The 22,101-nt window shown below is 60.8% G+C and carries 26 protein-coding genes; 15 read left to right on the plus strand and 11 right to left on the minus strand.

The annotated features are described in order from the left end of the window. Nucleotide 1: 1 nt before the first annotated feature. From H3028_RS09485 to H3028_RS09505, 5 genes are all read right to left on the minus strand, one after another. Nucleotides 2–499: a TRAP transporter small permease subunit gene (locus H3028_RS09485; protein ID WP_219920045.1), complete on the minus strand. Its 498-nt coding sequence runs from the start codon at nt 497–499 to the stop codon at nt 2–4. Further along, entirely contained in the window at nt 496–1,470 is a 975-nt protein-coding gene (locus tag H3028_RS09490; RefSeq protein ID WP_181296769.1) for a TRAP transporter substrate-binding protein, read from the minus strand. The genes H3028_RS09485 and H3028_RS09490 overlap by 4 nt, the downstream gene beginning before the upstream one ends. Before the next feature lie 306 nt (nt 1,471–1,776). Further along, complete coding sequence (locus H3028_RS09495) at nt 1,777–2,520, minus strand: class I SAM-dependent methyltransferase (RefSeq protein ID WP_181296770.1); 744 nt, start codon at nt 2,518–2,520, stop codon at nt 1,777–1,779. A gap of 237 nt (nt 2,521–2,757) precedes the next feature. Continuing rightward, nucleotides 2,758–3,204, minus strand: a complete 447-nt coding sequence (locus H3028_RS09500) for an SRPBCC family protein (RefSeq protein ID WP_181296771.1) — start codon at nt 3,202–3,204, stop codon at nt 2,758–2,760. A 333-nt stretch (nt 3,205–3,537) separates the two neighbouring features. Continuing rightward, nucleotides 3,538–4,326 (minus strand): NAD(P)H-dependent oxidoreductase, encoded by a 789-nt coding sequence (locus tag H3028_RS09505; RefSeq protein WP_181296772.1) that lies wholly within the window; start codon nt 4,324–4,326, stop codon nt 3,538–3,540. An 84-nt stretch (nt 4,327–4,410) separates the two neighbouring features. On the opposite strand from H3028_RS09505, the gene H3028_RS09510 reads away from it, so the two are divergent. Continuing rightward, the gene (locus H3028_RS09510; protein WP_181296773.1) at nt 4,411–5,304 is read left to right on the plus strand and encodes a LysR family transcriptional regulator; all 894 of its coding nucleotides are present in this window, start codon (nt 4,411–4,413) and stop codon (nt 5,302–5,304) included. A 39-nt stretch (nt 5,305–5,343) separates the two neighbouring features. Here H3028_RS09510 and H3028_RS09515 read toward each other — a convergent pair whose 3' ends face one another. Further along, a complete protein-coding gene (locus H3028_RS09515) occupies nt 5,344–5,727 on the minus strand; it encodes a helix-turn-helix domain-containing protein (RefSeq protein ID WP_181296774.1) in 384 nt (127 codons plus the stop codon). Nucleotides 5,728–5,814: 87 nt separating this feature from the next. Here H3028_RS09515 and H3028_RS09520 point away from each other — a divergent pair, with 87 nt between their 5' ends. Both H3028_RS09520 and H3028_RS09525 read left to right on the plus strand, forming a co-directional pair. Then, the gene (locus tag H3028_RS09520) at nt 5,815–6,876 is read left to right on the plus strand and encodes an SDR family oxidoreductase (RefSeq protein WP_181296775.1); all 1,062 of its coding nucleotides are present in this window, start codon (nt 5,815–5,817) and stop codon (nt 6,874–6,876) included. Between the two features lie 90 nt (nt 6,877–6,966). After that, a complete protein-coding gene (locus H3028_RS09525; RefSeq protein WP_181296776.1) occupies nt 6,967–7,458 on the plus strand; it encodes an RNA methyltransferase in 492 nt (163 codons plus the stop codon). A 390-nt stretch (nt 7,459–7,848) separates the two neighbouring features. Here the strand turns inward: H3028_RS09525 and H3028_RS09530 are convergent, their stop codons facing one another. Then, nucleotides 7,849–8,277, minus strand: a complete 429-nt coding sequence (locus tag H3028_RS09530; RefSeq protein WP_181296777.1) for a helix-turn-helix domain-containing protein — start codon at nt 8,275–8,277, stop codon at nt 7,849–7,851. An 82-nt stretch (nt 8,278–8,359) separates the two neighbouring features. Here H3028_RS09530 and H3028_RS09535 point away from each other — a divergent pair, with 82 nt between their 5' ends. The 4 genes from H3028_RS09535 (at nt 8,360) to H3028_RS09550 (ending at nt 9,889) form a co-directional block, all read left to right on the plus strand. After that, entirely contained in the window at nt 8,360–8,857 is a 498-nt protein-coding gene (locus H3028_RS09535; protein ID WP_181296778.1) for a DUF2938 domain-containing protein, read from the plus strand. Nucleotides 8,858–8,900: 43 nt separating this feature from the next. Continuing rightward, nucleotides 8,901–9,128, plus strand: coding sequence for a hypothetical protein (locus H3028_RS09540; RefSeq protein WP_181296779.1), 228 nt, complete (start codon nt 8,901–8,903; stop codon nt 9,126–9,128). Further along, nucleotides 9,125–9,352, plus strand: coding sequence for a DUF2798 domain-containing protein (locus H3028_RS09545; RefSeq protein ID WP_181296780.1), 228 nt, complete (start codon nt 9,125–9,127; stop codon nt 9,350–9,352). The genes H3028_RS09540 and H3028_RS09545 overlap by 4 nt, the downstream gene beginning before the upstream one ends. A gap of 141 nt (nt 9,353–9,493) precedes the next feature. After that, a complete protein-coding gene (locus H3028_RS09550) occupies nt 9,494–9,889 on the plus strand; it encodes an ester cyclase (RefSeq protein ID WP_181296781.1) in 396 nt (131 codons plus the stop codon). A gap of 97 nt (nt 9,890–9,986) precedes the next feature. Here the strand turns inward: H3028_RS09550 and H3028_RS09555 are convergent, their stop codons facing one another. Continuing rightward, entirely contained in the window at nt 9,987–10,724 is a 738-nt protein-coding gene (locus H3028_RS09555) for a GntR family transcriptional regulator (RefSeq protein WP_181296782.1), read from the minus strand. A 215-nt stretch (nt 10,725–10,939) separates the two neighbouring features. On the opposite strand from H3028_RS09555, the gene H3028_RS09560 reads away from it, so the two are divergent. From H3028_RS09560 to H3028_RS09575, 4 genes are all read left to right on the plus strand, one after another. Beyond that, nucleotides 10,940–11,773 carry an amidohydrolase gene (locus H3028_RS09560; protein WP_181296783.1) on the plus strand — a complete coding sequence of 278 codons (834 nt, stop codon included), beginning with the start codon at nt 10,940–10,942 and terminating at the stop codon, nt 11,771–11,773. A gap of 34 nt (nt 11,774–11,807) precedes the next feature. Beyond that, complete coding sequence (locus tag H3028_RS09565) at nt 11,808–13,109, plus strand: SLC13 family permease (protein ID WP_181296784.1); 1,302 nt, start codon at nt 11,808–11,810, stop codon at nt 13,107–13,109. 217 nt (nt 13,110–13,326) lie between these two features. Then, complete coding sequence (locus H3028_RS09570; RefSeq protein ID WP_181296785.1) at nt 13,327–15,249, plus strand: methyl-accepting chemotaxis protein; 1,923 nt, start codon at nt 13,327–13,329, stop codon at nt 15,247–15,249. 189 nt (nt 15,250–15,438) lie between these two features. After that, nucleotides 15,439–15,786, plus strand: coding sequence for a cupin domain-containing protein (locus H3028_RS09575; protein ID WP_181296786.1), 348 nt, complete (start codon nt 15,439–15,441; stop codon nt 15,784–15,786). Between the two features lie 264 nt (nt 15,787–16,050). On the opposite strand, the gene H3028_RS09580 is transcribed toward H3028_RS09575, so the two are convergent. Both H3028_RS09580 and H3028_RS09585 read right to left on the minus strand, forming a co-directional pair. Then, nucleotides 16,051–16,653: a DJ-1/PfpI family protein gene (locus tag H3028_RS09580; RefSeq protein ID WP_181296787.1), complete on the minus strand. Its 603-nt coding sequence runs from the start codon at nt 16,651–16,653 to the stop codon at nt 16,051–16,053. Between the two features lie 567 nt (nt 16,654–17,220). Then, nucleotides 17,221–17,367 carry a hypothetical protein gene (locus tag H3028_RS09585; RefSeq protein ID WP_181296788.1) on the minus strand — a complete coding sequence of 49 codons (147 nt, stop codon included), beginning with the start codon at nt 17,365–17,367 and terminating at the stop codon, nt 17,221–17,223. Between the two features lie 346 nt (nt 17,368–17,713). Between H3028_RS09585 and H3028_RS09590 the strand changes: the two genes are divergently transcribed. Next, the gene (locus H3028_RS09590; protein ID WP_181296789.1) at nt 17,714–18,319 is read left to right on the plus strand and encodes a hypothetical protein; all 606 of its coding nucleotides are present in this window, start codon (nt 17,714–17,716) and stop codon (nt 18,317–18,319) included. 14 nt (nt 18,320–18,333) lie between these two features. Continuing rightward, nucleotides 18,334–18,912, plus strand: a complete 579-nt coding sequence (locus tag H3028_RS09595) for a hypothetical protein (RefSeq protein WP_181296790.1) — start codon at nt 18,334–18,336, stop codon at nt 18,910–18,912. Nucleotides 18,913–19,015: 103 nt separating this feature from the next. Here the strand turns inward: H3028_RS09595 and H3028_RS09600 are convergent, their stop codons facing one another. Then, nucleotides 19,016–19,867, minus strand: coding sequence for a CAP domain-containing protein (locus H3028_RS09600; RefSeq protein WP_181296791.1), 852 nt, complete (start codon nt 19,865–19,867; stop codon nt 19,016–19,018). 175 nt (nt 19,868–20,042) lie between these two features. On the opposite strand from H3028_RS09600, the gene H3028_RS09605 reads away from it, so the two are divergent. Beyond that, on the plus strand, nt 20,043–20,744 hold the full coding sequence (locus H3028_RS09605; protein ID WP_181296792.1) for a response regulator transcription factor: 702 nt from the start codon (nt 20,043–20,045) through the stop codon (nt 20,742–20,744). Further along, nucleotides 20,744–22,075 (plus strand): sensor histidine kinase, encoded by a 1,332-nt coding sequence (locus tag H3028_RS09610; protein WP_181296793.1) that lies wholly within the window; start codon nt 20,744–20,746, stop codon nt 22,073–22,075. Before H3028_RS09605 ends, H3028_RS09610 begins: the two co-directional genes overlap by 1 nt. Nucleotides 22,076–22,101: the final 26 nt, after the last annotated feature.

Genomic DNA, 22,101 nt, shown 5'->3' on the forward strand with positions numbered 1-22,101 from the left:
CTTAGGCGCGATAGTCGCCGCGCTGTTGCAGAATCACCAGTGCGCGCACTAACAGAGTCAGGCAGAGCATGCAGAGGCCGACCAACACGGCCGACTCGGGAATCCACAGCGGTGTCTGCGCCATGGTGTCGCTGATCAGATTACGTTGATAGCTTCGCTGCACGCCCTTGGACCAGATGGCCGCCACCAAGCCAAACGCGGCCAGTGTGCCCAGCGTGGCAGCCAGCTCCAGCGGCCAACGCCAACGCGGCGCCAAGCGTTCGAGCAGGATTGAGACCCGGATCAGCCCGCCCTGCTCCAGCGCGTACGGCAGGCTGAGAAAAATCATCGCTGCCACGGCATAGCCGATGAACTCGTCGAGCACATAGGTGGACTGGCTGAGCAGGCGCAGCAGCACCTCCACGAGAATGTGGCCGAGCATATAGACGATGATCAGCATGCTGGCGCCTGCGCCGAGGCGGTTGAGCCGTCCCGACAGACGCGCCATCGTTTGGATCACTGCTTGGCCTTCCACGCATCGAAGGCGAGCATCAGCTGCTGGCCTCGCTCGCCGGTGTCCTCCAGCCATTCGGCAACCGCCGGCTCGGAGGCATCACCGAGGAATACGCGAAAGTCGCCCGGAATCGGATCGTGGATCGCTACTTTGTGCTCGGCGAGCTTCTCGTAATTGCCCGCGACACGGCTACGCACCGCCTCCCAATTACGCGCCTCGGTGCGTTTGGCCGCCTCGAGAATCGCCGCCTGCGCCTTCTCGGACAGCTCGTCGAAGGCCTCTTTGTTCATGTGCACCATATTCAGCGGAACGGCGTATTGCACGCCGCTGAAATCGCTCTGCTGCTCCCAGAAGCTGGCAGCCGCGCCGAGGTCGGCCGAGGTCAACACCGCTTCGATGCCCCCCGTGGCCAGTTGCGGAACGACGTCGCCCCAGGCCAGGCTGATGGACGCGGCGCCGGCTTCCTTGAAGACCTGCGTGCCGGTGCGGTCGAAGGTACGGATTTTCAGGTTCTTCAGGCTATCGGCGGACACGATGGGCTTCTTGGCCCAGATCCCGGTAGGTGGCCACGGCGAGGAATAGAGCAGGATCTGGCCGCTCTCGGTGAAGACCTTTTCATATTCGGGACGCGCGATGTCGTACAGCGCCTTGGCCTCGCTCACGTCACTGACGATGAATGGCAGCGATGACAAGAGCAGGATCGGATCCACCCCACCGAAGAACGCCGCCAGGGTATCGGCAATCTGAACCGCGTTGTCCGCCACGGCATAGAAGTGATCGGGCGATTTGTAACCCAGGCTGCCGCCCATGTGCAGGGTGATATCCACCTCATCGCCAGCCAGCTCCTCGACCTGCTGGACGAAGAAGGTGTCCCCTTCGACATGAATGGATCCGGCGTTGTATTCGCTCGAGAACTCCAACCTCGGCGCCGCCGTCGCGGTATTCAGCCCGAGCCCCAGGCAGACCGCCAGAGCCATCGTCTTCCATGTACAAGCGAGCGTCGCAGTCGTATTCACGTTTCTGTCCTCGGTGGCTGGCAATGTCGCTTCGCTATCCGGGCGTTGCGTAGCCGGCCAAAGGTCCGCCTGCCTTAACGGAGCCGAAAGCGAAAGCGCTTCGGTTCAGCTTACGGGCTATCTGGTGGCTCCATTAGTGGGAAAAGCGACGGCCAATTGCCAGTGGGCGTCGCGTTTTGCTGTCCAGACAAGGCGGCCGCAATGGGCGTAACACCACTGGTTCAGGAGATGGCTCGCGCAGCAAGGGGATCCGAGGCGTGCAACGAATCAAGTCTTCACGCAGGCGAAAATCGCGTTCCCCGACGTTCCGTTCCAGGGAAGGATCTTTTCGTAGTCATGCTCGAGCATGTGCACTTCAAAACACGGCGCCAGCAACTCGAGCAACTCATTAAAGCTCACCGCCACCATGGCATGTTCGTCATGCCATAGCTGGCTTTCGCCGGGGATGGTTTTCTCGATGCGTAGCTTGAGCGACTGCCGCTCGCCAGTGCCTGAGTAATGCCAACCGGAGCTAAAGCTGAACAGGCCCTCAGCGTGCTGGGCGCTGTGCGAGACGAATGAACGGTTGTCGATGCTGTGTTTGTCGACGGCGTTGAAGCAGAAAAGCCCACCCGTTATCAGCGCACCATGCACACTGGCGATGCAGGCTTTCAGGCGCTCGATACCACCGCTGTAGTGGATGGAGTACAGGAAGCAGGTAATCAGGTCGGCCGGCTCAGCCACGGTGAACTCACACATGTCCTGCAGGGAAAAGCGCGCTTCGGGGCAGCGAATGGCTGCTCTGTTCAACATGGGCTGATTGATGTCGAGGCCACCGCTTTCGTAGCCGGCATCGATGAAATACCGGACATGCGGTCCGGTGCCACAGGCGAGATCCAAGTGCCGGTTTCCGGCGTTACCGAATAGCCGCTGAAGCCGGTGAACACAGTAGCTTTGCGCTCTGTAGTCGATATCAGCACACATAAGGTCGTAGTAACCCGACAAGTCGGTATAGAGCGCATTGCCGGGCATGATGACCTGAGATTTTAGGCGTGAGGCGTTGGCGGGCGCGCATCATAATCTCAACCCCGCCATGAGGGAATTGCCATGGTGGCGGCTATCGGATGCCGGGGCATACCGGGGGAACTGCCCTCCCCCAGGCGCCTGATATAACGAAGCAGCTTGTGATGTAGATAAGAGAAAAGGTGGCAGGCCCCTTCGCCGCAAAGCACCTGAAGTTTTGCCACCCATCCTCTCCCTTGCGATCAATCATTCATCCGGAATCTCTGCCTCGACCAGCTTCGCCAGTAGCGTCAGCGATTCCTGCCAGCCGAGGTAGCAGGCTTCTGCGGGAATCATGTCGGGGACGCCCTCCTGAGTGATGTTCAGCTCGGTGCCGCAGGAAACCGGGGTGAGCGTCACCGTCACTTCCATGGTGCCCGGTAGGCCCGGATCATCGAATTTGTCTTCGTAACGGATGCGCTGATTTTCCAGCAGTTCGAGGTATTGGCCACCGAAGCTGTGGGTCGCGCCCGTGGAGAAATTGGTGAAGGACATCCTGTAGCGGCCACCGACATGAGCATCAAGCTCATGCACCTTGCCGGTGAAGCCATTCGGCGGCAGCCATTTGGCCTTGGCGTCCGGGTCTAGAAACGCGCGGTAAAGGCGATCGGGCGTAGTTCGCAATACGCGATGAAGGCGGATCGTGCTGGGCATAACGGTTCTCCTGTGGTTGAGGGCTTGCCTCGATGGCTTTGATAGTCGAACGAGGCATGCCGATTTCGACGCCCCACTTCTACGTTTGCCAAATACCGGCGCCGTGTCAGGTCGTAACCACCGAGGTATGGTCGAGCGAAGCGCTTAACAGCCTACGTACCCGGCTGGCTTACAGCGAAGTAGCCTGAAACTGGCGCGTGGAAAAGGCTTCGCCGTTTTCCACCCTACGATGCGGACGCGTCGAGAATAGTGGGCTGGCGTAGGGCGGATAACGGCTCCCGCCCTTTTCTCTCGCTTGAAACTCTGCGTCCCACTCTGCGGTGGACATGAGCCCTATGTCTCCGGCCACACCACATGCGCCGCGAATCCCACCTGTCCCGGCGCCACATCAGGCTTGAGGGTAAGCGCCGGTATCTCGTAGTCGCCGGCGTTTTGCTTGCGGTAAGCGATTGGTTCGGTACGCCATAGGTCATCTAGGCGCTGGCCGAGGTCTTCACAGATGCTCGTGAAACGGACCTCGTCGATGCGGCTGGTGCGATGCACCACGAAGGGCGGTAACACATCGAAGCCGGGGTAATAGAGGATGCCGTGATGGATGGGAAATAGCAGGTCATCCATCGGGCCGTTAATGCCGCGCGGGCCGTAGTGGGAATCCCAGCCGCCAGTGGTAACGACCAGCATGGCCCGTTTACCCACCATCGAACCTTCGCCGTAGCGGTCGCCCCAACGCGCATCCGAGTGCTCCCCGACGCCGTAAGCAAATCCATAGGCATAGACCCGGTCGACCCAGCCTTTGAGGATCGCTGGCATCGAAAACCACCAGAGCGGGAACTGCAGAATCAACGCATCCGCCCAGCGCAGCTTGTCCTGCTCGGCGCTAATGTCGGGGCTCTGCAAGCCACTGGCAAAGGCCCGTCTGGAGTCCTGCGAGGCATCGAAACGCCTTTCGGCATCGCCATTAAGGCTATCGCTGGCGTCGATAGGCGCCTTCCAGCGCATCGAGTACAGGTCGGACACCCGCACTGTGTGGCCGGCCGCCTTCAGGCGCTGGACAGCGAAGTTCTTCAGCTCACCATTAAGCGAGCGTGGTTCGGGATGGGCGTAAACAATCAGGACATTCATGGGAAACCTCCGTGGCAAGACAGGCGCAGGATGTGGTTTCGCCAGGTATATTTGAAATGAATAACTCCAATTCCTGGTATTGCCATGAATAATCTCAGACGTCTGGACCTCAACTTGCTGGTAACGCTGGACGTGCTGCTGGCCGAGCACCATGTCACGCGCGCCGCCGAACGCCTGAACTTCTCTCAGCCCTCGGTGAGCGTGCATCTGGCCAAGTTGCGAGAGATCTTTGGCGACCCGCTTCTGTTGCCTGGACCACGGGGCATGCGCCCTACCGCGCGCGCAGAGGAACTGCGTGCGCCATTGCGCTCAGCGCTGGAAGCGCTGGAACGGGCCGTCGCACCGGCCAGTCCTTTCGACCCCACCGCAGCACAGGACGTCTGGCGCGTTGCCGCCACCGATTACGGCGAGGTGGCTATCTTGCTACCGGCGCTGGCTGGCCTGCGCATGGCGGCGCCGGGAACCCGCATTGCAGTAGTCGAAATGGTGCCCTCGCGCATCGCCCGGCAAGCTGAACAAGCCGATATCGACCTCGCTTTTCACACGACCGAAGGTTCGCCCCCCAATCTGCGCCGCCGCCCGCTGTTCACCGAGCGCTACGTGCTCGCAGGCCGTGCGGGCCATCCTCGCCTGAAGCGGCGGCCGACGCTCAAGCAGTTCTGTGCACTCGATCAGGTGATCGTCTCGCCTGACGGCGGCGGGTTCCAGGGCGTCACCGACAAGGAATTGGCAAGGCATGGCCTGGAACGTCGGGTAGTGTTGTCGGTACCCCACTTCCTGTTTCTGCGTTCGGTGCTGGAAAATTCTGATCTGGTTGCCATGCTTCCCGAGCGGCTTGTGCTGGGCAGCACCACGCTACAGGTGGTCGAAGCCCCGCTGGAAATCCCTGGCTACGAAATGTCCATGCTCTGGCATGAACGCTCCCACCGCGATCCGGGTCATCAGTGGCTGCGTGAGCAGATCGTGAACGCCGTGTGAGTTGCGAGGCAGACTCGATCCGTCGCCTGCCTCGCCGTCCTATCCCCGCCGTCGCGATGTCCGCCTCGGCTGCAGCTGGTCCAGGGCCGAGGAGTTTTGCCTCGCCCACTCGTAGATCATCTCGATGGGCTGAACCATGAGCCTGCCGAGCGGCGACAGCGCATAGCTCACCGCCGGTGGCACCGAATCAAGCGTATGCCGTTCGATCAGCCCGCTCGCCTCCAGCTCGCGGAGGGTCTGTATCAACATTTTCTTGGATATGCCGGGCAGGCTTCGGTGCAGCGCGCCGCTGCGCGCGGTGCCGTCGTGCCGCGCATGGAGCGTGTGCAGGATCATGCTGGTCCACTTGGTCGAGAAGATTTCGAGCACTCGCCGTGGAGCGCAGTCTTCGCGCCATTGTTCTTCGTCAGAGCCGGGTTGCATGGGGGATGGTTACCATTTGGTGCCGACTTGGATCGACATTTTCGAGTGGGTAAGGTGCACGCCTGTTTCGTTTTGTGGGGTCTGAACATGACAAATCAAGCACTGGTGGTCGGCGCGAGTGGAATCGTCGGAAGTGCGGTGTCTCGCCTGTTGGCCAACGAAGGTTGGGCCGTCGCGGGACTGGCGCGTCGGCCAAACGCCGAAGTGGGCGTCACGCCGCTCAGCGCGGACCTGCTGGACCCATCAGCATTGGCGTCTGCGCTGAGCGGCGTTTCGCCCACTCACCTGTTCCTGACCACCTGGGCTCGCCAGGCCAGCGAAGCGGAGAATATCCGCGTCAATGCTCAGATGGTGCGCAACGTGCTCGAAGCGGTCCGGCCGTCCGGTTCGGTTCGCCACGTCGCGCTGGTCACCGGCCTCAAGCATTACCTCGGCCCGTTCGAGGCCTATGGCAAGGGTTCGTTGCCGCAAACGCCGTTTCGCGAGGAACAGGGCCGGCTGGACGTCGAGAACTTCTACTATGCGCAGGAAGACGAGGTGTTCGCGGCGGCAGCCCGAGACGGCTTCAGCTGGAGCGTGCACCGCCCCCACACCATCACCGGCATCGCCGTGGGCAACGCGATGAACATGGCGACCACGCTGGCCGTCTACGCCTCGATCTGCCGGTTCACCGGTCGACCATTCCGCTTTCCAGGCTCGGAGGTGCAGTGGAACAGCCTGACCGACATGACCGATGCGGGCCAGCTCGCCAGGCATCTGCGCTGGGCCTCCACCACACCTGCCGCGGCCAACCAGGCCTTCAATATCGTCAATGGTGATGTGTTCCGCTGGCAGTGGATGTGGTCTCGTATTGCCGAGTGGTTCGGCATCGAAGCGGCGCCGTTCGATGGCCAGCCCGCTCCACTGGAACAGCAGATGGCGGGTGACGCCGAGGTGTGGGCAGAGATGGCGAAGCAGTTCAGCCTGGCTGAGCCGGACATCGCCACGCTCATCTCGCCATGGCACACGGATGCCGATCTGGGACGTCCAATCGAGGTGGTGACGGACATGACCAAAAGCCGAACGCTCGGCTTTCTGGATTACCAGGCGAGTGACGAGGCGTTTTTTCAAGTGTTCTCGACACTGCGTGGCAGCAAACTCATCCCCTGATCGCAGCCAGCACCTCGGGCCGACCGCCGACGCGCTGTCCCGTATACTCGCGCGTTCCCGCGCGAGTACGCCTTCTGAGAGCCGCACACTTTGAGCAACAAACGATATGCCTGCATCGGCCTGAGCAACCCGAAATCGCCTTCCAACGTGGGCGCGATCATGCGTGCGGCGGGCTGCTACGGCGCCGCCTCGGTGTTCTACACCGGCACCCGTTACGACCGCGCCAAGGACTTCATCACCGATACCAAGAAGGTCCATCAGGACATCCCGCTGATCAACATCGATGACCTGCGCAAGATCTTGCCGCTCGGCTGCGTGCCGGTCGCCGTGGAACTGGTCGAGGGTGCACGTGCCCTACCCGACTACACCCATCCGGATCGTGCCCTGTACATCTTCGGTGCCGAGGATGGCTCGCTGAGCAAGGAGATCCGGGACTGGTGCGAGGATGTGATCTACATCCCCACCAACGGCTGCATGAACCTCGCGGCGACGGTCAACGTAGTGCTCTACGACCGACTGGCGAAGGGCAACAACACCCGCTCCGGCCCAGGGTTCGGACGCGAGCCTCAGCAAACCGTCTAGCCCACCGGACACGACATCAACCCGTTAACGGGTCACGCTGTGGTACGCCCGAGCCGCGTGGCGTGGCGTGGCGTGGCGTGGCGTGGCGGAACAAGTGGCCCTGGGGAGTCGGCTGATATACAAGAAGATGTTCGGCGAGTACGAGGTCTACCTGAATAAGAACGCTCGCGTTCGCGTGTAATAACAGCCTCGTCATCAAGCCCTCCCAGGGCGACAACTACGCTTGCCTCGGGCTTGCCGCAGAGCCCGCCTTGTCCCGGCGCGAAGCATTTTTCATGGCTGACGAGCTGTTGGACGACACTGACGCTCTGTCGCCTCCCTGCGAGTCTGCCGGCTGAAGCCGCGGCATGGCGAGCCCAAGGTGACGCTTAGGGGCCATGTGCCTTTCGATCACTTTTCCAGGCGACCGACGCGCTTTGTCTGCCCGCGCTTGCGGGTTCCCGGCACCGCCGCACCGAGCAATCGCTGAAAGGTGGGACATTCGGCATGGCTGGGCGCCGGGCAGGCGGCGGCGTGGCGCAGGCCCTTACTCATGGCGCGAAGGCGTCTGATGGTCGCTTCCAGCTCATCAGCCTTGGCCGCCAGCATGGACCGGTCGATGTTCGGCTTGCCGTTGGGTGCGAACATCGCGCGAATTTCCTCGAGCGTGAAACCGGCCGACTGGCCGAGCGCGATCAGCGCCAGCTGATCGAGGATATGCGGCGCGAAACGGCGTCGTTCGCCCGGGCGGCCGAGCGAGGCGATTAACCCCTTTTCTTCATAGAAGCGCAGCGTCGACGCCGGTACGCCCGAACGCCGAGCTACATCGGCAATATCCATGAGCGAGCCCCTTGACCTCAAGTTCACTTGAACTTGTAGAGTCGCGCCGTACCACCAATCGGTCAAGCAGCGGGAGGCTTCCATGACATCACTGACACACTCACTCATTCTGGCCAGCGGCCTCGGTATTGGCGCCACCGCAGTCATGGACCTGTGGTTGATGGTGCTCAAACGCCTGGGCGTGACAACGCTCAACTTCGCCTTCATCGGGCGTTGGAGCGGCCATCTGTTACGCGGCCGGCTGAGGCACGAGGCGATCGCCAGGTCGCAACCGGTCAGAGGCGAATTGGCGCTCGGCTGGCTGTTGCACTACGCCACTGGTATCGTCTTCGCCGCGCTGCTGCTCGCATTCCAAGGCAGCGCATGGGCCTACGAGCCGACCCTGTTGCCCGCACTGGCGATGGGACTCGGCACCGTCGTTGTCCCCTTGTTCATCGTCCAGCCCGCCATGGGCTCGGGCTTCGCCGGGCGCCGTACGCCTTCACCGCTGAAGAACTGCCTGCGCAGCCTGGCCAATCACGGCGTGTTCGGCCTCGGGCTGTATCTGTCCGCGGTGGCGCTCGCCGGTTGGCTGAAATGAGCGGGCTAGCTTCCTACCTCGATCACCGATTGGAGAGCAGGTCATGAAACAGATTGCCGTCATCTACCACAGCGCCCAAGGCCACACCGCCTACGTCGCCCGAATGATCATCGAAGGCATCGCCAACGTGCCCGGTACCGAAGCGCAGCTGCTCGAGCCCGGAGCGCTCGTCACCGCTGCGGATGCCCTGTTTGGCCAGCACTCCGCTGAAACGCTGCAGCGTCTGCACTGCCAGGCGCAAGTCCCCGCTAAGCTGGAGGTACGCCAATGATCGCTCGTCGATACGCGCCGCTGCTGTTCGCCCTGCTTCTCTCCGGGTTCATGTCGCTGATGGTGTCCGCCATTTCGACGCTGCGCGCGACAGGCCTTGCGCCCGGCTTCGTTGCCCTGTGGATCAGTGGGTGGCTGGCCGCCTGGCTGTTCGCTTTCCCGGCGGTACTGGTGGTCACTCCATTGGCCCGTCGCGCAGTCGAGCGGCTGGTCAAACAGGAGTGATCAGCATGCCATCCTGTGACGCAACCGGCCGCTCGGTCGCGTCAGCGCATCACCAGGATGCAAACCTGCCGGTGATCGACAGTCCAAGGATCGATCGGTGCCACCTCAACCTGACTGGCCCTAATACACAGGAGACGACAAATGACCGGCACCGAGCTGACCGATCGCTACCGCGGCTACATCACCTGTTTGAACAGCCAGAACTGGCCGGAGCTGGGCCGTTTTGTCGATGTCGAGGTGCATTACAACGATCAGCGAGTCGGGCTGGAAGGCTATCGCCGGATGCTTGAGGAAGATTTTCGGGCGATTCCCGATCTCCGTTTCAATATCGATCTGCTGATTGCCGAGCCGCCTCGTGTGGCATGCCGGCTACGGTTCGATTGCACGCCAGCAGGCATGTTGTTCGGCTTTCCAGTCAATGGAAGAAGAGTCGCCTTCAGCGAGAACGTGTTCTACGAATTTCAGAACGGAAAGATTCGGCATGTTTGGTCAGTGATCGATAAGGCAGCGGTTGGCGCTCAGCTTCAATACCCATGAAGGATCAACCGGAATGATCCAGCCAGCCTTTTGAATACAAGCGGCTTCGCCGCTTCCCATTGAAGCAGCCCTGCTTATCGGCCCTTCCGCAGAGCTATCAGGAAATGTCGATCTGGTACCGAAACCCCTCGGCCGCGGCGCGGGACAGGCGGTATTCCAGCGGGGCTCGGTCGTAACCCAAGGCCGTGCGTTCGATGACGACCACCGGCGCGCCCTCTTCGATCGAAAGCGTTTTCGCCATGGCACTGTCGGCGGCACCGACGGTGAGGGTTTCCGTGGCCGAGGCGATGCATTGCCCGCACTGTTGCTCGTAGAACGGATAGAGCAGTTCGCCAAAGCTTTCGGAGTCGACCTCCAGTAACACCGCGAAGCGCATGGCCGGCAGCCAGATTTCCTCATGAAACAGGGTGCGACCTTCGATCATGCGCAGGCGCTCCATGTGCACGACCTGTTCGCCGTGCCCCAACTTCAGCGCCGTTGCCACCGTATCTGAAGGCTTCTGCAGCCTTTTGGAGAGGATCCGGCTGGCGGGGATCTCACGGCCGCCGCTGGCATTCACCTGACGAAAGAAGCGTGCCAGCGAGGCATCGAAGTTGGGCCGGCGCACAAAGGTGCCGCGGCCTTGGCTGCGCAACAGCAGGCCTTCATTGACCAACGTATCCACCGCCTTGCGCACCGTACCAATGGCGACGCCATACAACTTGGTCAGCTCCGCTTCGGTCGGAATGGGCGAGCCGGGCATCCACTCGCCGGCAGCAATCTTGGCCAGCATTTCTTCCCGTAGGCGCTGATAGAGCGGCAAGCGCTCGTCGTATCCAAGAGTCGGGGCATTCATTTTCTTATCGATCCTTTTTTCGCAGCGCAACCACTCTACCACTGACCCGCCAATTGACAGATATCCATCGCTGCATATATGGTCATATATTCATATATATGACCATATGTCGCCGAAGAAATCTGACAGCAAGCCTTGGCTTGCGTTTCACGACCTGACGTCAGAGGACGAAAGGGCATTCACCACAACAACAATCGAACAGGGTTGTTTTGCTTATGACCAGCCTCCATCCCCCCGCCCTAACCGGCGTGGACACGCATGCTCATATTTTTCGCCAGGATCTGCCGATGGTTCCCAACCGTCGTTACAGCCCGCACTACGATGCGCAGATTGAGCACTACCTCGAGCACCTCGATCGCAACGGCCTGTCTCACGGCGTGCTGATCCAGCCGAGCTTCCTCGGCACCGACAACAGCTTCATGCTCGAAGCGCTACGCCGTTACCCGCAGCGGCTGCGCGGCGTCGCAGTGGTCGATGTAGATGTCAGCGAGGCGCAGCTGGACGAGCTGGCCGAAGCCGGTGTGGTGGGTATCCGGCTGAACCTGATTGGCAAGGCATTGGCAAATTACAGCGGGGCTGCCTGGACGGCGCTGTTCGAGCGGTTGGCGCCACGGGGGTGGCAGATCGAGATTCAGCGTGGCATCGATGATGTGGCGCTGATCGTGCCGACGATCCTGGACTGCGGCGTCAATGTGGTGATCGATCATTTCGGATTGCCTAGTGGCGGCCTCGATGTGTTGAACCCCAACCACCGGGCCTTTCTCGAGTTGCTGGGCAATGAACGTGTATGGCTCAAGCTGTCGGCTGCCTATCGCAGCCAGTCCGATCTGACCCAAGCAGTACAGGTGCTGGCGCAGGTGCGTGAGGCCAGCGGTGGCATCGAACGATTTCTCTGGGGCAGTGACTGGCCCAACACCCAGTTCGAAGATCAGACCGACTATGACCGACAGGTCGCATTCTTCGTGGCACTGCTACCGGATACGGGCGAACGCGCCCAAGTGCTGATGAATAACCCGGCGAAGCTGTTCAGCTTCGACCCCTCCCGCTAAACACTGCACAACAAAAAACAGGACACTTAACATCATGATGAGCATGCTCGTCGTCGGGGCCATTGTCGTCGCCGTCGCCCTTGGCTACAAAACCAAGATCAACATTGGTCTGTTCGCCATTGCTTTTGCCTACCTGATCGGCTGTTTCGGCATGGGCCTAAGCCCCTCCGAGGTCATCAGTCTGTGGCCACTGAAGATATTCTTCATAATCTTCTCGGTCTGCCTGTTCTACAGTTTCGCCACGGTCAACGGCACCCTGGAGAAGCTGGCCGAGCACCTGATCTATCAGTGTCGCTCGGTACCGCAGCTATTGCCGTTCGCAGTTTTTTTCACGGCAACGGTCATTTCTGCGATGGGGGCGGGCTATTACACAGTCCTGGCATTCATGGCCCCGATCACCCTGCTCCTTTGTGAGCGCACTGGGATGAGCTTGATTGCTGGCGGGATGGCCGTGAACTATGGCGCCCTGAGCGGTGCCAACTTCGTATCCAGCCAGAGTGGCATCATCTTCCGTGGCTTGATGGTGAACGCTGGCATTCCGGAAAGCGAAGCCTTCCTCAATGCGGCGGGCATCTTTGTCAGCACGCTGGTGATTCCGTTGCTGGTGATTTCCGTGTTGGTGTTCCTGACCGGGCATGGCAAGGCGATGAAGACATCAGCCTTCGTTGCAACCGAGCCGACACCGCTGAACCGCGAGCAGAAGATGACGCTGTGGCTGACGCTGACGATGATGGCCATCGTGCTGGCCGCGCCGATCGCCAGCATCGCCCTTCCGGACAACGCGACGGTCAGTTTCATCAACTCGAAGATGAACATCGGCCTGATCGCCAGCCTGTTCTCCGTTATTGCGCTGCTGCTGAAACTGGGCGACGAGCGCAAGGCCATGGCCTCGGTGCCCTGGGGAACCCTCATCATGATCTGCGGCGTAGGCATGCTTATTTCGGTCGCCATCAAGGCCGGCACCATCGACGTGCTGGCATCGTGGATGGGCAATAGCATCCCGCCGATTTTGGTGCCGATCGTCTTCGGCATGGTTGCAGCGTTCATGTCGCTATTTTCCAGCACCCTCGGCGTCGTCACGCCTGCGCTGTTCCCGATGGTGCCGCCGATTGCTTCGGCGCTGGGACTCGATCCGATGATTCTCTTCATCGCTATCGTCGTTGGTGCCCAGGCCACTTCGATCTCGCCATTCTCTTCGGGTGGCAGCCTGATTCTCGGCTCCTGCCCCACGGAACAGAGCCGTACCTCGCTGTTCCCGCAACTACTGTTCCGTGCAGCCCCTCTGGGCTTCGTCGCGGCACTGATCTTCAACGCACTGCTGACGTTCTTTTACTGAGCCAGCGCTGTAGCTCGGGGCCGTCGTGGCTCCGAGCTTCGTGCATGCATGGACCTCAACCCCCGCCACTTTGGCCCAGGCGCTTGTTGACTGGCATTGCCATTGGCGGTTGCCCTGGGCGCTACCTACCACACCAACGAGATGCCAGCCGGTGGTTGCATCATCAGGGCTGTCAGGCGCCTCGGCTTTTCAACCCATTGGTAAGGAGAAAAACCGGATGAAGAATTGGTTCGCCGACATCAGCATGACCCATAAGTTGGCTATTGGCTTCGGCTCGGTATTGCTGCTTACGGCTGTATTGGCCGTTTCAAACTGGCGCAGCCTGGCTGACGTGACACACCGCAGCGCTCTGATGGAAGAGATCGCCTCGCTAAACGGCGTAGTAGCCGATCTGAGAGCTGCACGCCTGCAATACATGCTCGACAACGGCGATCCGAAATCGGCCGAGGCCGTAAGTGAGCATCTGGAGCGCTTCGCGGATATGCTCGAGGCTATCTCACCAAACTTCTCCAGGCCTGAAGACGTCGCGCTTCTACGTCAGCAAGGCGAGCAGATCCAGCGCTACCGCGCCTCATTGAAAAAGATGCGGGACGCGTATGCCCTGGGCACTGCTGCCCGGGCAGATATGGGCAAGTATGCGGCACTCGCCAGCGAGCCAATCGATGCCATGGGTAAGGCCGTGGAGCGATTGTCAGTCCTCGCGAACAATCGCTACGAAGGCCTGAAGGTAATCTCCGAACTGCGGATGAACTGGCAATTGGTGCGCTACCAGATGCGTGGTTACAACACGACGCCTACGGCCGAGGTCGCCGCCAAGGTCGAGCACCAGATCACAGAGGCTCGGCGTTCCGCTGCGCGCGTAAAAGATGTGCTGGGGGAAGATTATTCCGCTCAGGTCGCGGTTACCGAACAGGCTCTTGACGGGTACCTGGTTGCGCTCGAAGCCGTGGTTGCGCAGACCGAAGCGATTACGGCAGCACGTCGGGAGATGGCGAATCAAACGAATGAGGTGAATCGTCTCGGCATGGCCCTGAGCCAGGTGCAGAACGCGAGTCGGGACCAGGAAGCCGTTCAGGCCCAGATTACGCAAATCACAGTCTCTGTATTGGCCCTGTTGATCGGCCTGCTGGCTGCCTGGCTGATTACGCGGCAGATCACGCGCCCTCTGGCAGATACGCTTGCGGTCATCCGCAATATCGCTAACGGTGATCTGACCGACCAGCGCCAAATCGAGCGCAAGGATGAGATCGGTGCCCTGCAAAAGGGGGTAATGGGCATGGCCGCCACCTTGCGTGAACTCATCAGTGGCATCCGCGACAGCGTTACGCAGATGGCCAGCGCTGCAGAGCAGCTATCGGCCGTGACCGAGCAGACCAGCATCGGTATGAATGGCCAAAAAATCGAGACCGACCAGGTCGCAACGGCCATGCAGGAAATGTCGGCTACGGTGCAAGAGGTAGCTCGCAGCGCAGAAGATGCCTCGCAAGCTGCAGGTGACGCGGATCGAGAAGCACGTGCGGGCGATGCGGTCGTGTCCGAGGCGGCCGCCCAGATCGAACGACTGTCCCAGGAAATGCTCCGTTCTACCGAGGCCATGACCAAGCTGGAGTCTGAAAGCAAACGCATCGGCACTGTCATGGACGTGATCAGGACAGTTGCGGATCAGACCAACCTGCTCGCGCTTAACGCGGCGATCGAGGCGGCGCGAGCCGGTGAGGCAGGGCGTGGATTCGCGGTGGTAGCCGACGAAGTCCGTAGTTTGGCTCAGCGCACTCAGAAATCGACCGAAGAGATCGAACAACTGGTTGCTGGCCTACAACAGGGTACGCAGCAAGTTGCCGTGGCGATGACGAACAGCCACAACCTGACCGAAAGCAGCGTGGAACTCACCCGCAAGGCCGGGCTGGCGCTCAACGACATCACCGCTAAGGTCTCGAATATCCAGGCGATGAACCAGCAGATCGCCGCAGCAGCCGAACAGCAAGGCGCCGTTGCCGAAGAGATTAGCCGCAGCGTGGTGAACGTGCGCGACATCTCCGAACAGACCGCAACGGCCAGCGACGAGACCGCCGCATCGAGTACCGAGCTGGCTCGCTTGGGCAGCGAACTGCAGGCAATGGTCAGCCGCTTCCGCGTGTAGGAAGTCTGTCGCTCAGCAGGCTGAAGCAACGCAGCCAATCGGACCCTTGACGCCGGTACTCACTGCGCGCGGCGAATTTTTCCCGGCTCCGCACAGCGCAGATGAGCATCCAGGCGTCGAACCCAGACAATTGGCCAACGTAACGCCGCTCTATGGTGGGCGACCTACCCCGCCTCACCAGGAGCGCCCATGGCCAACACACCGATCACCGTACTGCGCGAGACCCAACCGATGCCCGTCGTCGATGCCTGCAAATGGGAACGCATCGAAGGCGATCCGCATACCGTCAATCTCAACGCTTATACCTCCGAAGACGGCAGCAAGATCATGGGCACCTGGATCTGTACGCCCGGCAAATGGAGGGTGGAATACGTCAAATGGGAGTACTGCCATTTCCAGGAAGGCTACTGCATCATCACGCCCGACGGCATGGAGCCCATCCACCTCAAGGCAGGCGATATCTTTGTGGTCGAGCCCGGTATGAAAGGCACCTGGGAAGTCGTCGAGACAGTCCGCAAGTACTTCGTGTTCGCCTGATTGTCACGGCAGCTTGAGCGTTCCCATGCATGGCATGGGCACGCCTCGATTGCCTGAACAGCCACAACTGACCAGAGCTGTCTTTCGTTGATGACGAGGCGCATTACAACGGTCAGCACATCGGCCTGCACGGCTATCGGCGAACGCTTGAGGAAGATTTCCGGGCGAATCCGGGCTTGCGTTTAGGCTTGCCGGATGCCGACGTAAGGGGGCTGAGCGGCGCGGGAGCAGCTCGACATGGACGTCAGGCGCAGTGCTTCGGTGCTAGGGAAGATAAGGCTCGATATTAGCCAGCGCCCGTTCGACATACTCCGTCTTCTCCCCGACCGGTGCGACGTAGTGCAGGGCTTCGGCTGCCGCCTCGCGTCCCACGAGGCGAGCAAGGATCCAGGCGGCGAGGTAGATGGAGGCCAGGCAGCCACCCGCCGTCGCTAGGTTGCCGCGCGCAAAGAACGGCTGTTCGAGCACCTCGATGCCGGCCTCCTGTACCCACGGTTTGGTAGTAAGGTCGGTGCAGCCCGGAACGCCATCCAGCAATCCCAACTTGGCCAACAGCAAGGTGCCCGAGCACTGCGCACCAATCAGCTGGCGCGCGGGATCGAGCCGCGCTAACACCTGCATCACGGTGGCATCCTCGGCGATCTCGCGCGTTTTGATACCGCTGCCGACGAGCACCGCATCGAATGACTCAGTCTCGTCCAGTGCGACCTGACGATGCAATCGGACGCCGTTCATGGACGTCACCGTTTCGCTCGGCGACGCCAGGGACACGCGCCACCCTGGCTGTTTGATGCGGTTCAGGATGCCCAGGGCAATGAGCGAATCGAGTTCATTGAAACCGTCGAAGGTGAGGATGGCGATATGCATGGCAGCTCGTCGCTTGGGAGTGATCGGCTCATTCTCAGTGCGGCGAAGACGGTGGAATAGGCACAGCAGCTCGCAGCTATACCGGTACAGAACGGAGAGGGCCCTGCGGATACCAAGAAAACGCACGGCCGCCCTGGACCAAGCGCACCAGCGCAAGCATTCACAGCAAAAGCAGACGCTGGAGCTCACCCAACGCGCTCCCGTGCAGGGCTAGGAACGATCAATCGTTGAGACGGAACATGCCCCTATGGCCAGGCCGATCAAACGGTACGACTTATGATCACGCCGGCTTCATCATTATCAACACGAACCCCACCACAATGCCGGCCAGGGCAATCAGCCAGCCAATCCGGTGTGCACGGTTCTTTTCGGCTTGGCGTACAGGGTCCACGGGCTTTTTCTTTCTCACAATCCACCTGTCGTTGGTAAATACAACACACGCTGGAGACGGGTTAAACCTGCTCTCCAGCACAACGCGCGCCTTTGTAGGCCGTGAGGGTCGGATTGTCCAGCGAGTCGCTACCCTTTCGCCGAGGAAATGCCTTGGATCATGCGCGTGGCTAGCCATTATCCGAGCGGGCTTTCTCCCGGATTCGGCTGGTTCTTCGGGTCGGTGCCCTCTTCCGGCTCGGCACTCTCTCCTGACTCGTCGCCGTACTCATCGTAGTCCGGCGGTGTCAGGCCATCCTTGAGCGGATCTTTTGGATCGGTCATGTCAGCGGTCCTCGTCAAGAGTAAAAAGACCAGAGCGGCCTGTCTGTAGGGACACGCGAGCTGCTTCATTGTTCGCCGTTAGCGCGGTGCTGGCGAGCGAGCAGGTCCGTTCTGTCTCGTTGCAATGGTTGCCAAGCGTCTCGTCCGGCCAAACCGTCCTGGGCCGTATGTCAACACCGAGCTCCAAATGTGAACCAGTACCGGCGGGAGAACACTTGCGAGTACGAATGATGGCAATCTGACGTTAAACTCCGCCGCGCCCAAGGATGGCGACCACTCCATAGAGAGCACCACGACCGTCCAAGGCAAGCCAAACGCTTTCTGCACGAACTCAAGGATGTCCTTCATGAACAAGCTTAACTATCTGGTCGCGGGGTTACTGAGCCTGGCGCTGACCGGTTGCGTCTCCTTCACTCCATCAGGGCCGATCGGCTTACCTGCGGGCGTTATGGAACACTCGGTGCCTGCCGGCGCGATGCTCAACGACGTTGAGGTTTCCGACTCTCGCCTGAATGAGACCCAGCGCAGAAACATCAGCAATGCGCTGACGGCGCAAATCGCCCAGCACGTCGAGCGCGGCGAATACTTCGAACGCATGATCAGCTTCCCGGCCAAACTGGACGACCAAGACGTCCAGCTGCAATTCAACTTCACCTCGCTAAAGGGTAAGCGCACACCGCACCCCGGCTATTTCCCCGGTGCACTGCTGACCCTTACCGTCTGGATTTGGGTCAACGGCCCGATCTATGTAGACAAATACGACCTTGCCGCCGAGCTACAGATTATCGACGCGGCAGGTAAGCAGCTGGCGCTTTCGCAGAAGACGTTAGTACGCAATCAGAACACTGGCCTGTGGGACTACGATTATTTCAATACGTCGCTGGGCTCGCGGCAGCTCACTGAACTGGTCGAACAGCTGCTGCAAGACGGCACTCGCCAGCTCGCACATTGACAAGGACGCCGAATATGAAACAACTGATAGCCCTTCTCGCCATTGCCGCGTCCCTGACTCTGCAGGGTTGCATGACGTACTCGCACAACATGTTGCCGGAGGTCCAGCAATGGCCGCTGGCCGAGTCCGTGCAGGCAAAGCCAACCGCATACATCAAGGTACAAACCGAGCATTCGGTGAACGGCACGCCGACGGCGAGCACCCCCAACATTGCCAAGCTGGAACAGCTCATTAAACAGGGCTTCGTCGACAGCGGCCGGTTCTCTCGGGTCAGCACCGAGCAGGAAGCGTCCGATCTCTATGTCACGGTTACGCTGCGCAATCAGGAAACCGGCAACCTCGGACTGGCTGTGGTCACAGGCGCCACCTTCTTCCTGGTACCAGGCACCTTCGACAATACGCTGATCATGGACATGATGTTCCGCGACAGTGAAGGCAAGAAGCTGGGGCGGGTAGAGAAACAGGAAAAACTGACGACCTGGATGCACCTGCTTTTGATCTTCGCCTTGCCTTTCAACGAGTCGGTCGACCCGCTATTGACCGAACTAACGAAGAGCAACCTGGAAGAAGCCGCGGGCAAGGATCTGATCTGACCAGGCAACGCCCCCAACAGATGCACCGAGGGCTAGGAGGTCCTCGGTGTATTAACGTCACAACGTTAACGAACCTAAATACCCTTGCGGGTCGCTTTGCCAATCACCGCCCGCCAAACATCCCCACCCAATAGATCCCTGCATCGCTCTGGGGATCCACTGCATAAGCAGCGCCCAGCTCGCTGAAGCGCGGGTTCATCAGGTTGGCGCAATGCCCTGGGCTCGCCATCCAGCCTTCTACAACGCGGCGCGGTCGGTCCAGCGCGGCGGCGATGTTCTGGCCGATCGGCGTGCCGGTATAGCCGGCCAGTTCTGCCCTATCGCCCGGTGTACGCCCATCGCGGTCGAGGTGGCTGAAGAAGTTGCCGTTGGCCATGGCTCGGCTGTGGGCTTCAGCGACGCTGGCAAGCGTCGCGTTCCAGGTCAGCGGCGGCGCCGCGGCGAATGGTTTGCCACGACACTGGCGCGCCGTTGCGCGTACGCGATTGATTTGCTCGAGCAGCATCCGCCCCTCCGCTTGCCAATCCCTCAGGTGCCCACCAAGCAGCGGCCGTGCCACGACGATGCGCCAGTCGCGGCCTTCACGGCTGACGCCAATGTCGGCGTACTGCGGATCGAGCACCACGCGACAAAAGCTTTCTCGCAGCGCCTGCATCGCGGCTTGCGCATCGCGCGGGCCGGATAGGCTGATGGCTTGAACGTGGGCCATCGGATAACCGTTGCGGGCCAAGGAACCCTGCAGATCACCAGCACCGGTGGCGGACAATACCAGGCGTGATTCGGGCGAAAGCGCTGTCAGCTCCTCGCTCGCCCGGTCGTCGCAACGCTGCACTTCGCTGCGGTAAACGTTAATCGACTCGATTAGTTGGCGCGCTTGCCCTTCGTTAGCGGCGACGGCAAGACGACCGCCGCCGAGCAATGCGGCAAAAAGTAGCGAGGCAGAAAACAGGCGCATGATTGTCTCCAGCGAACCCGGTAACCAGAAGCAGTGAAGATGCACCGGGAGCGCTAGCCAAGTCGAGCATGCGAGGCAATACGCCTTCAGTCCAGGTGTGATTCCTGCTCATTCATCGCTTGCCGCTTCAGCTGGCCACCAATCTATAATCGTTCTTATTTGCACCGGACCTTCCATGGCTTCTTCCGCAGCCCGACAAATCTTGGCAATCGAGGACGACCCGATTCTCGGTAACCATCTGAAAACATCTCTGGAAAGCCGCGGCTTCCAAGTCACTCTCGCGGATGACGGGCTCACCGGCCTGACATTGGCCCGCGAATCGGCGTTCGATCTGATCCTGCTGGACGTGATGTTGCCGGCGCTCAGCGGCATGGAGCTGCTGACCCAGCTGCGCGAACAGCGCCGTACACCCGTACTCATGATGTCTGCGCTGGGTAACGAGGCGCATCGCATCCAGGGCTTTGATAGCGGCGCCGACGATTACCTGCCCAAGCCGTTCAGCATTGAGGAACTGCAGGTACGCATCGCCGCCATTCTGCGGCGCGTCGCGTACGAGCGCAGCGTCCAGCCGGCGGCCAACGATGACACGATGCGCTTCGACGATCAGCGTTGCGATTTGCGTTACGAGGGGCGCTGGGTCGGCCTGACGGCCACTGAATACCGATTGATGAAGGTGCTACATAACGCAGCCGGAGAAGTACTGACCAAACCGTTTCTCTACCAGCAAGCGCTGCGCCGCGGCTACTCGCAGCATGATCGCAGCCTGGACATGCACGTCAGTAACATTCGCCGCAAGCTGGCGCGTGAAGAGATTCTGGCGCTGCGTCTGGAGTCGGTGTGGGGCAAGGGCTACGTGCTGGAACTGCAGGCCAGCTGATGCCCAACCGTCATTCGCTGTTTTGGCGCCTGGTGGTGTTGGTCGCCGGATTCTGCCTGTCGATGATCTGGGCTGGCGGCTACGTCGGCCGTCAGATAGACCGGGCCAGCTCCTATCTGACGCAGGAGGCGCATGAGGTACTCGCCGGTTATGCCGACGAAGCCCGTACCGCCCTGCAACAGGGACCGGAAGCGCTGGAACAATGGCTCAGGAGCATGCGTCAGCGCGAATCAAGCTGGCTGGTGGTGGTGGATGAGCAGCTGCAACCCCTCGGGGGGCAGGCGCTGAACGACGAAGAGCGGAAGGGTCTCACATTCGTGCGGCATTACGAATGGCCGATGAGCCGGCGTAATGAAGGCTTGCCACTGGTTTCCATACCGATCGAGGGCAGCGGTGCACGGCTGATCATTCGCCTACCGGAGCGCTTCCGACCCTGGCGGCATCATGCGCTGCTCACCGCCGGCGCGGTGTATCTGCCCCTGGTGCTGCTGTCAGTGCTGTTCTGCTGGCTGCTCTACCGCCTGCTGGTCTCGCCGTTGGACAGCTTGCGTCGGCAGGCCAATGCGCTGCGCGGGAACCGTCTCGACTCGCTGCTGCCGCCGTCGATTGCCCGGCGTAACGATGAACTCGGCGAACTGGGCCGTTCGCTGGAGTACCTCACCCAGCGCCTGCGCGACTCCATTACGCAGCAGCAGCAACTGTTGCGCGATCTTTCCCACGAGCTGCGCACGCCGCTCAGCCGTTTGCGCGTCGCCTGTGAGAGTGAGCTGAGCGCCGAGGAGATGCGCAGTCGCACCGACCGCGAAATCACCAGCATGCAACACTTGGTCGACAGCACCCTGGAGTTCGCCTGGCTGGACAGCGAGCAGCCCCGCTTCGAATGCGAGCCGGTGGAAGTGGCGGCACTCTGGGATGTGCTCAGCGAGAACGCCTGCTTCGAGTCCGGCTGGCCGCGCGAGCGCATCCAGGCGCGGGTGCCGGAAGACTGCCTGGTGCTCGGCAATCTCAACGCGCTGGCACAGGCCATGGAGAACATTCTGCGCAACGCCATTCGCTATTCCCCCGCCGTGGGCACGGTCTGCCTGTCGGCGGAACCCGACGGCGATTATTGGCAGCTGCACATCGAGGACCAGGGACCTGGCGTGCCGGCAGACCAGTTGCCAGTAATCTTCCGGCCCTTCGCCCGGCTCAGCGCGGCCCGGCCTGGCGGCGACGGCTTCGGGCTGGGCTTGGCAATCGCTCGCAGCATGGTGCTGATGCAGGGTGGCGACATCTGGGCCGAGAACAGTGACCCCGGGCTGCGCATGACCATCCGCCTGCGAAGTGTATAGATTGTAAATGCGCTTTACTCTCAAAT

Origin of the sequence: Pseudomonas sp. Q2-TVG4-2, from assembly GCF_013620795.1 — a bacterium.
Classification (GTDB): Bacteria; Pseudomonadota; Gammaproteobacteria; order Pseudomonadales; family Pseudomonadaceae; genus Stutzerimonas.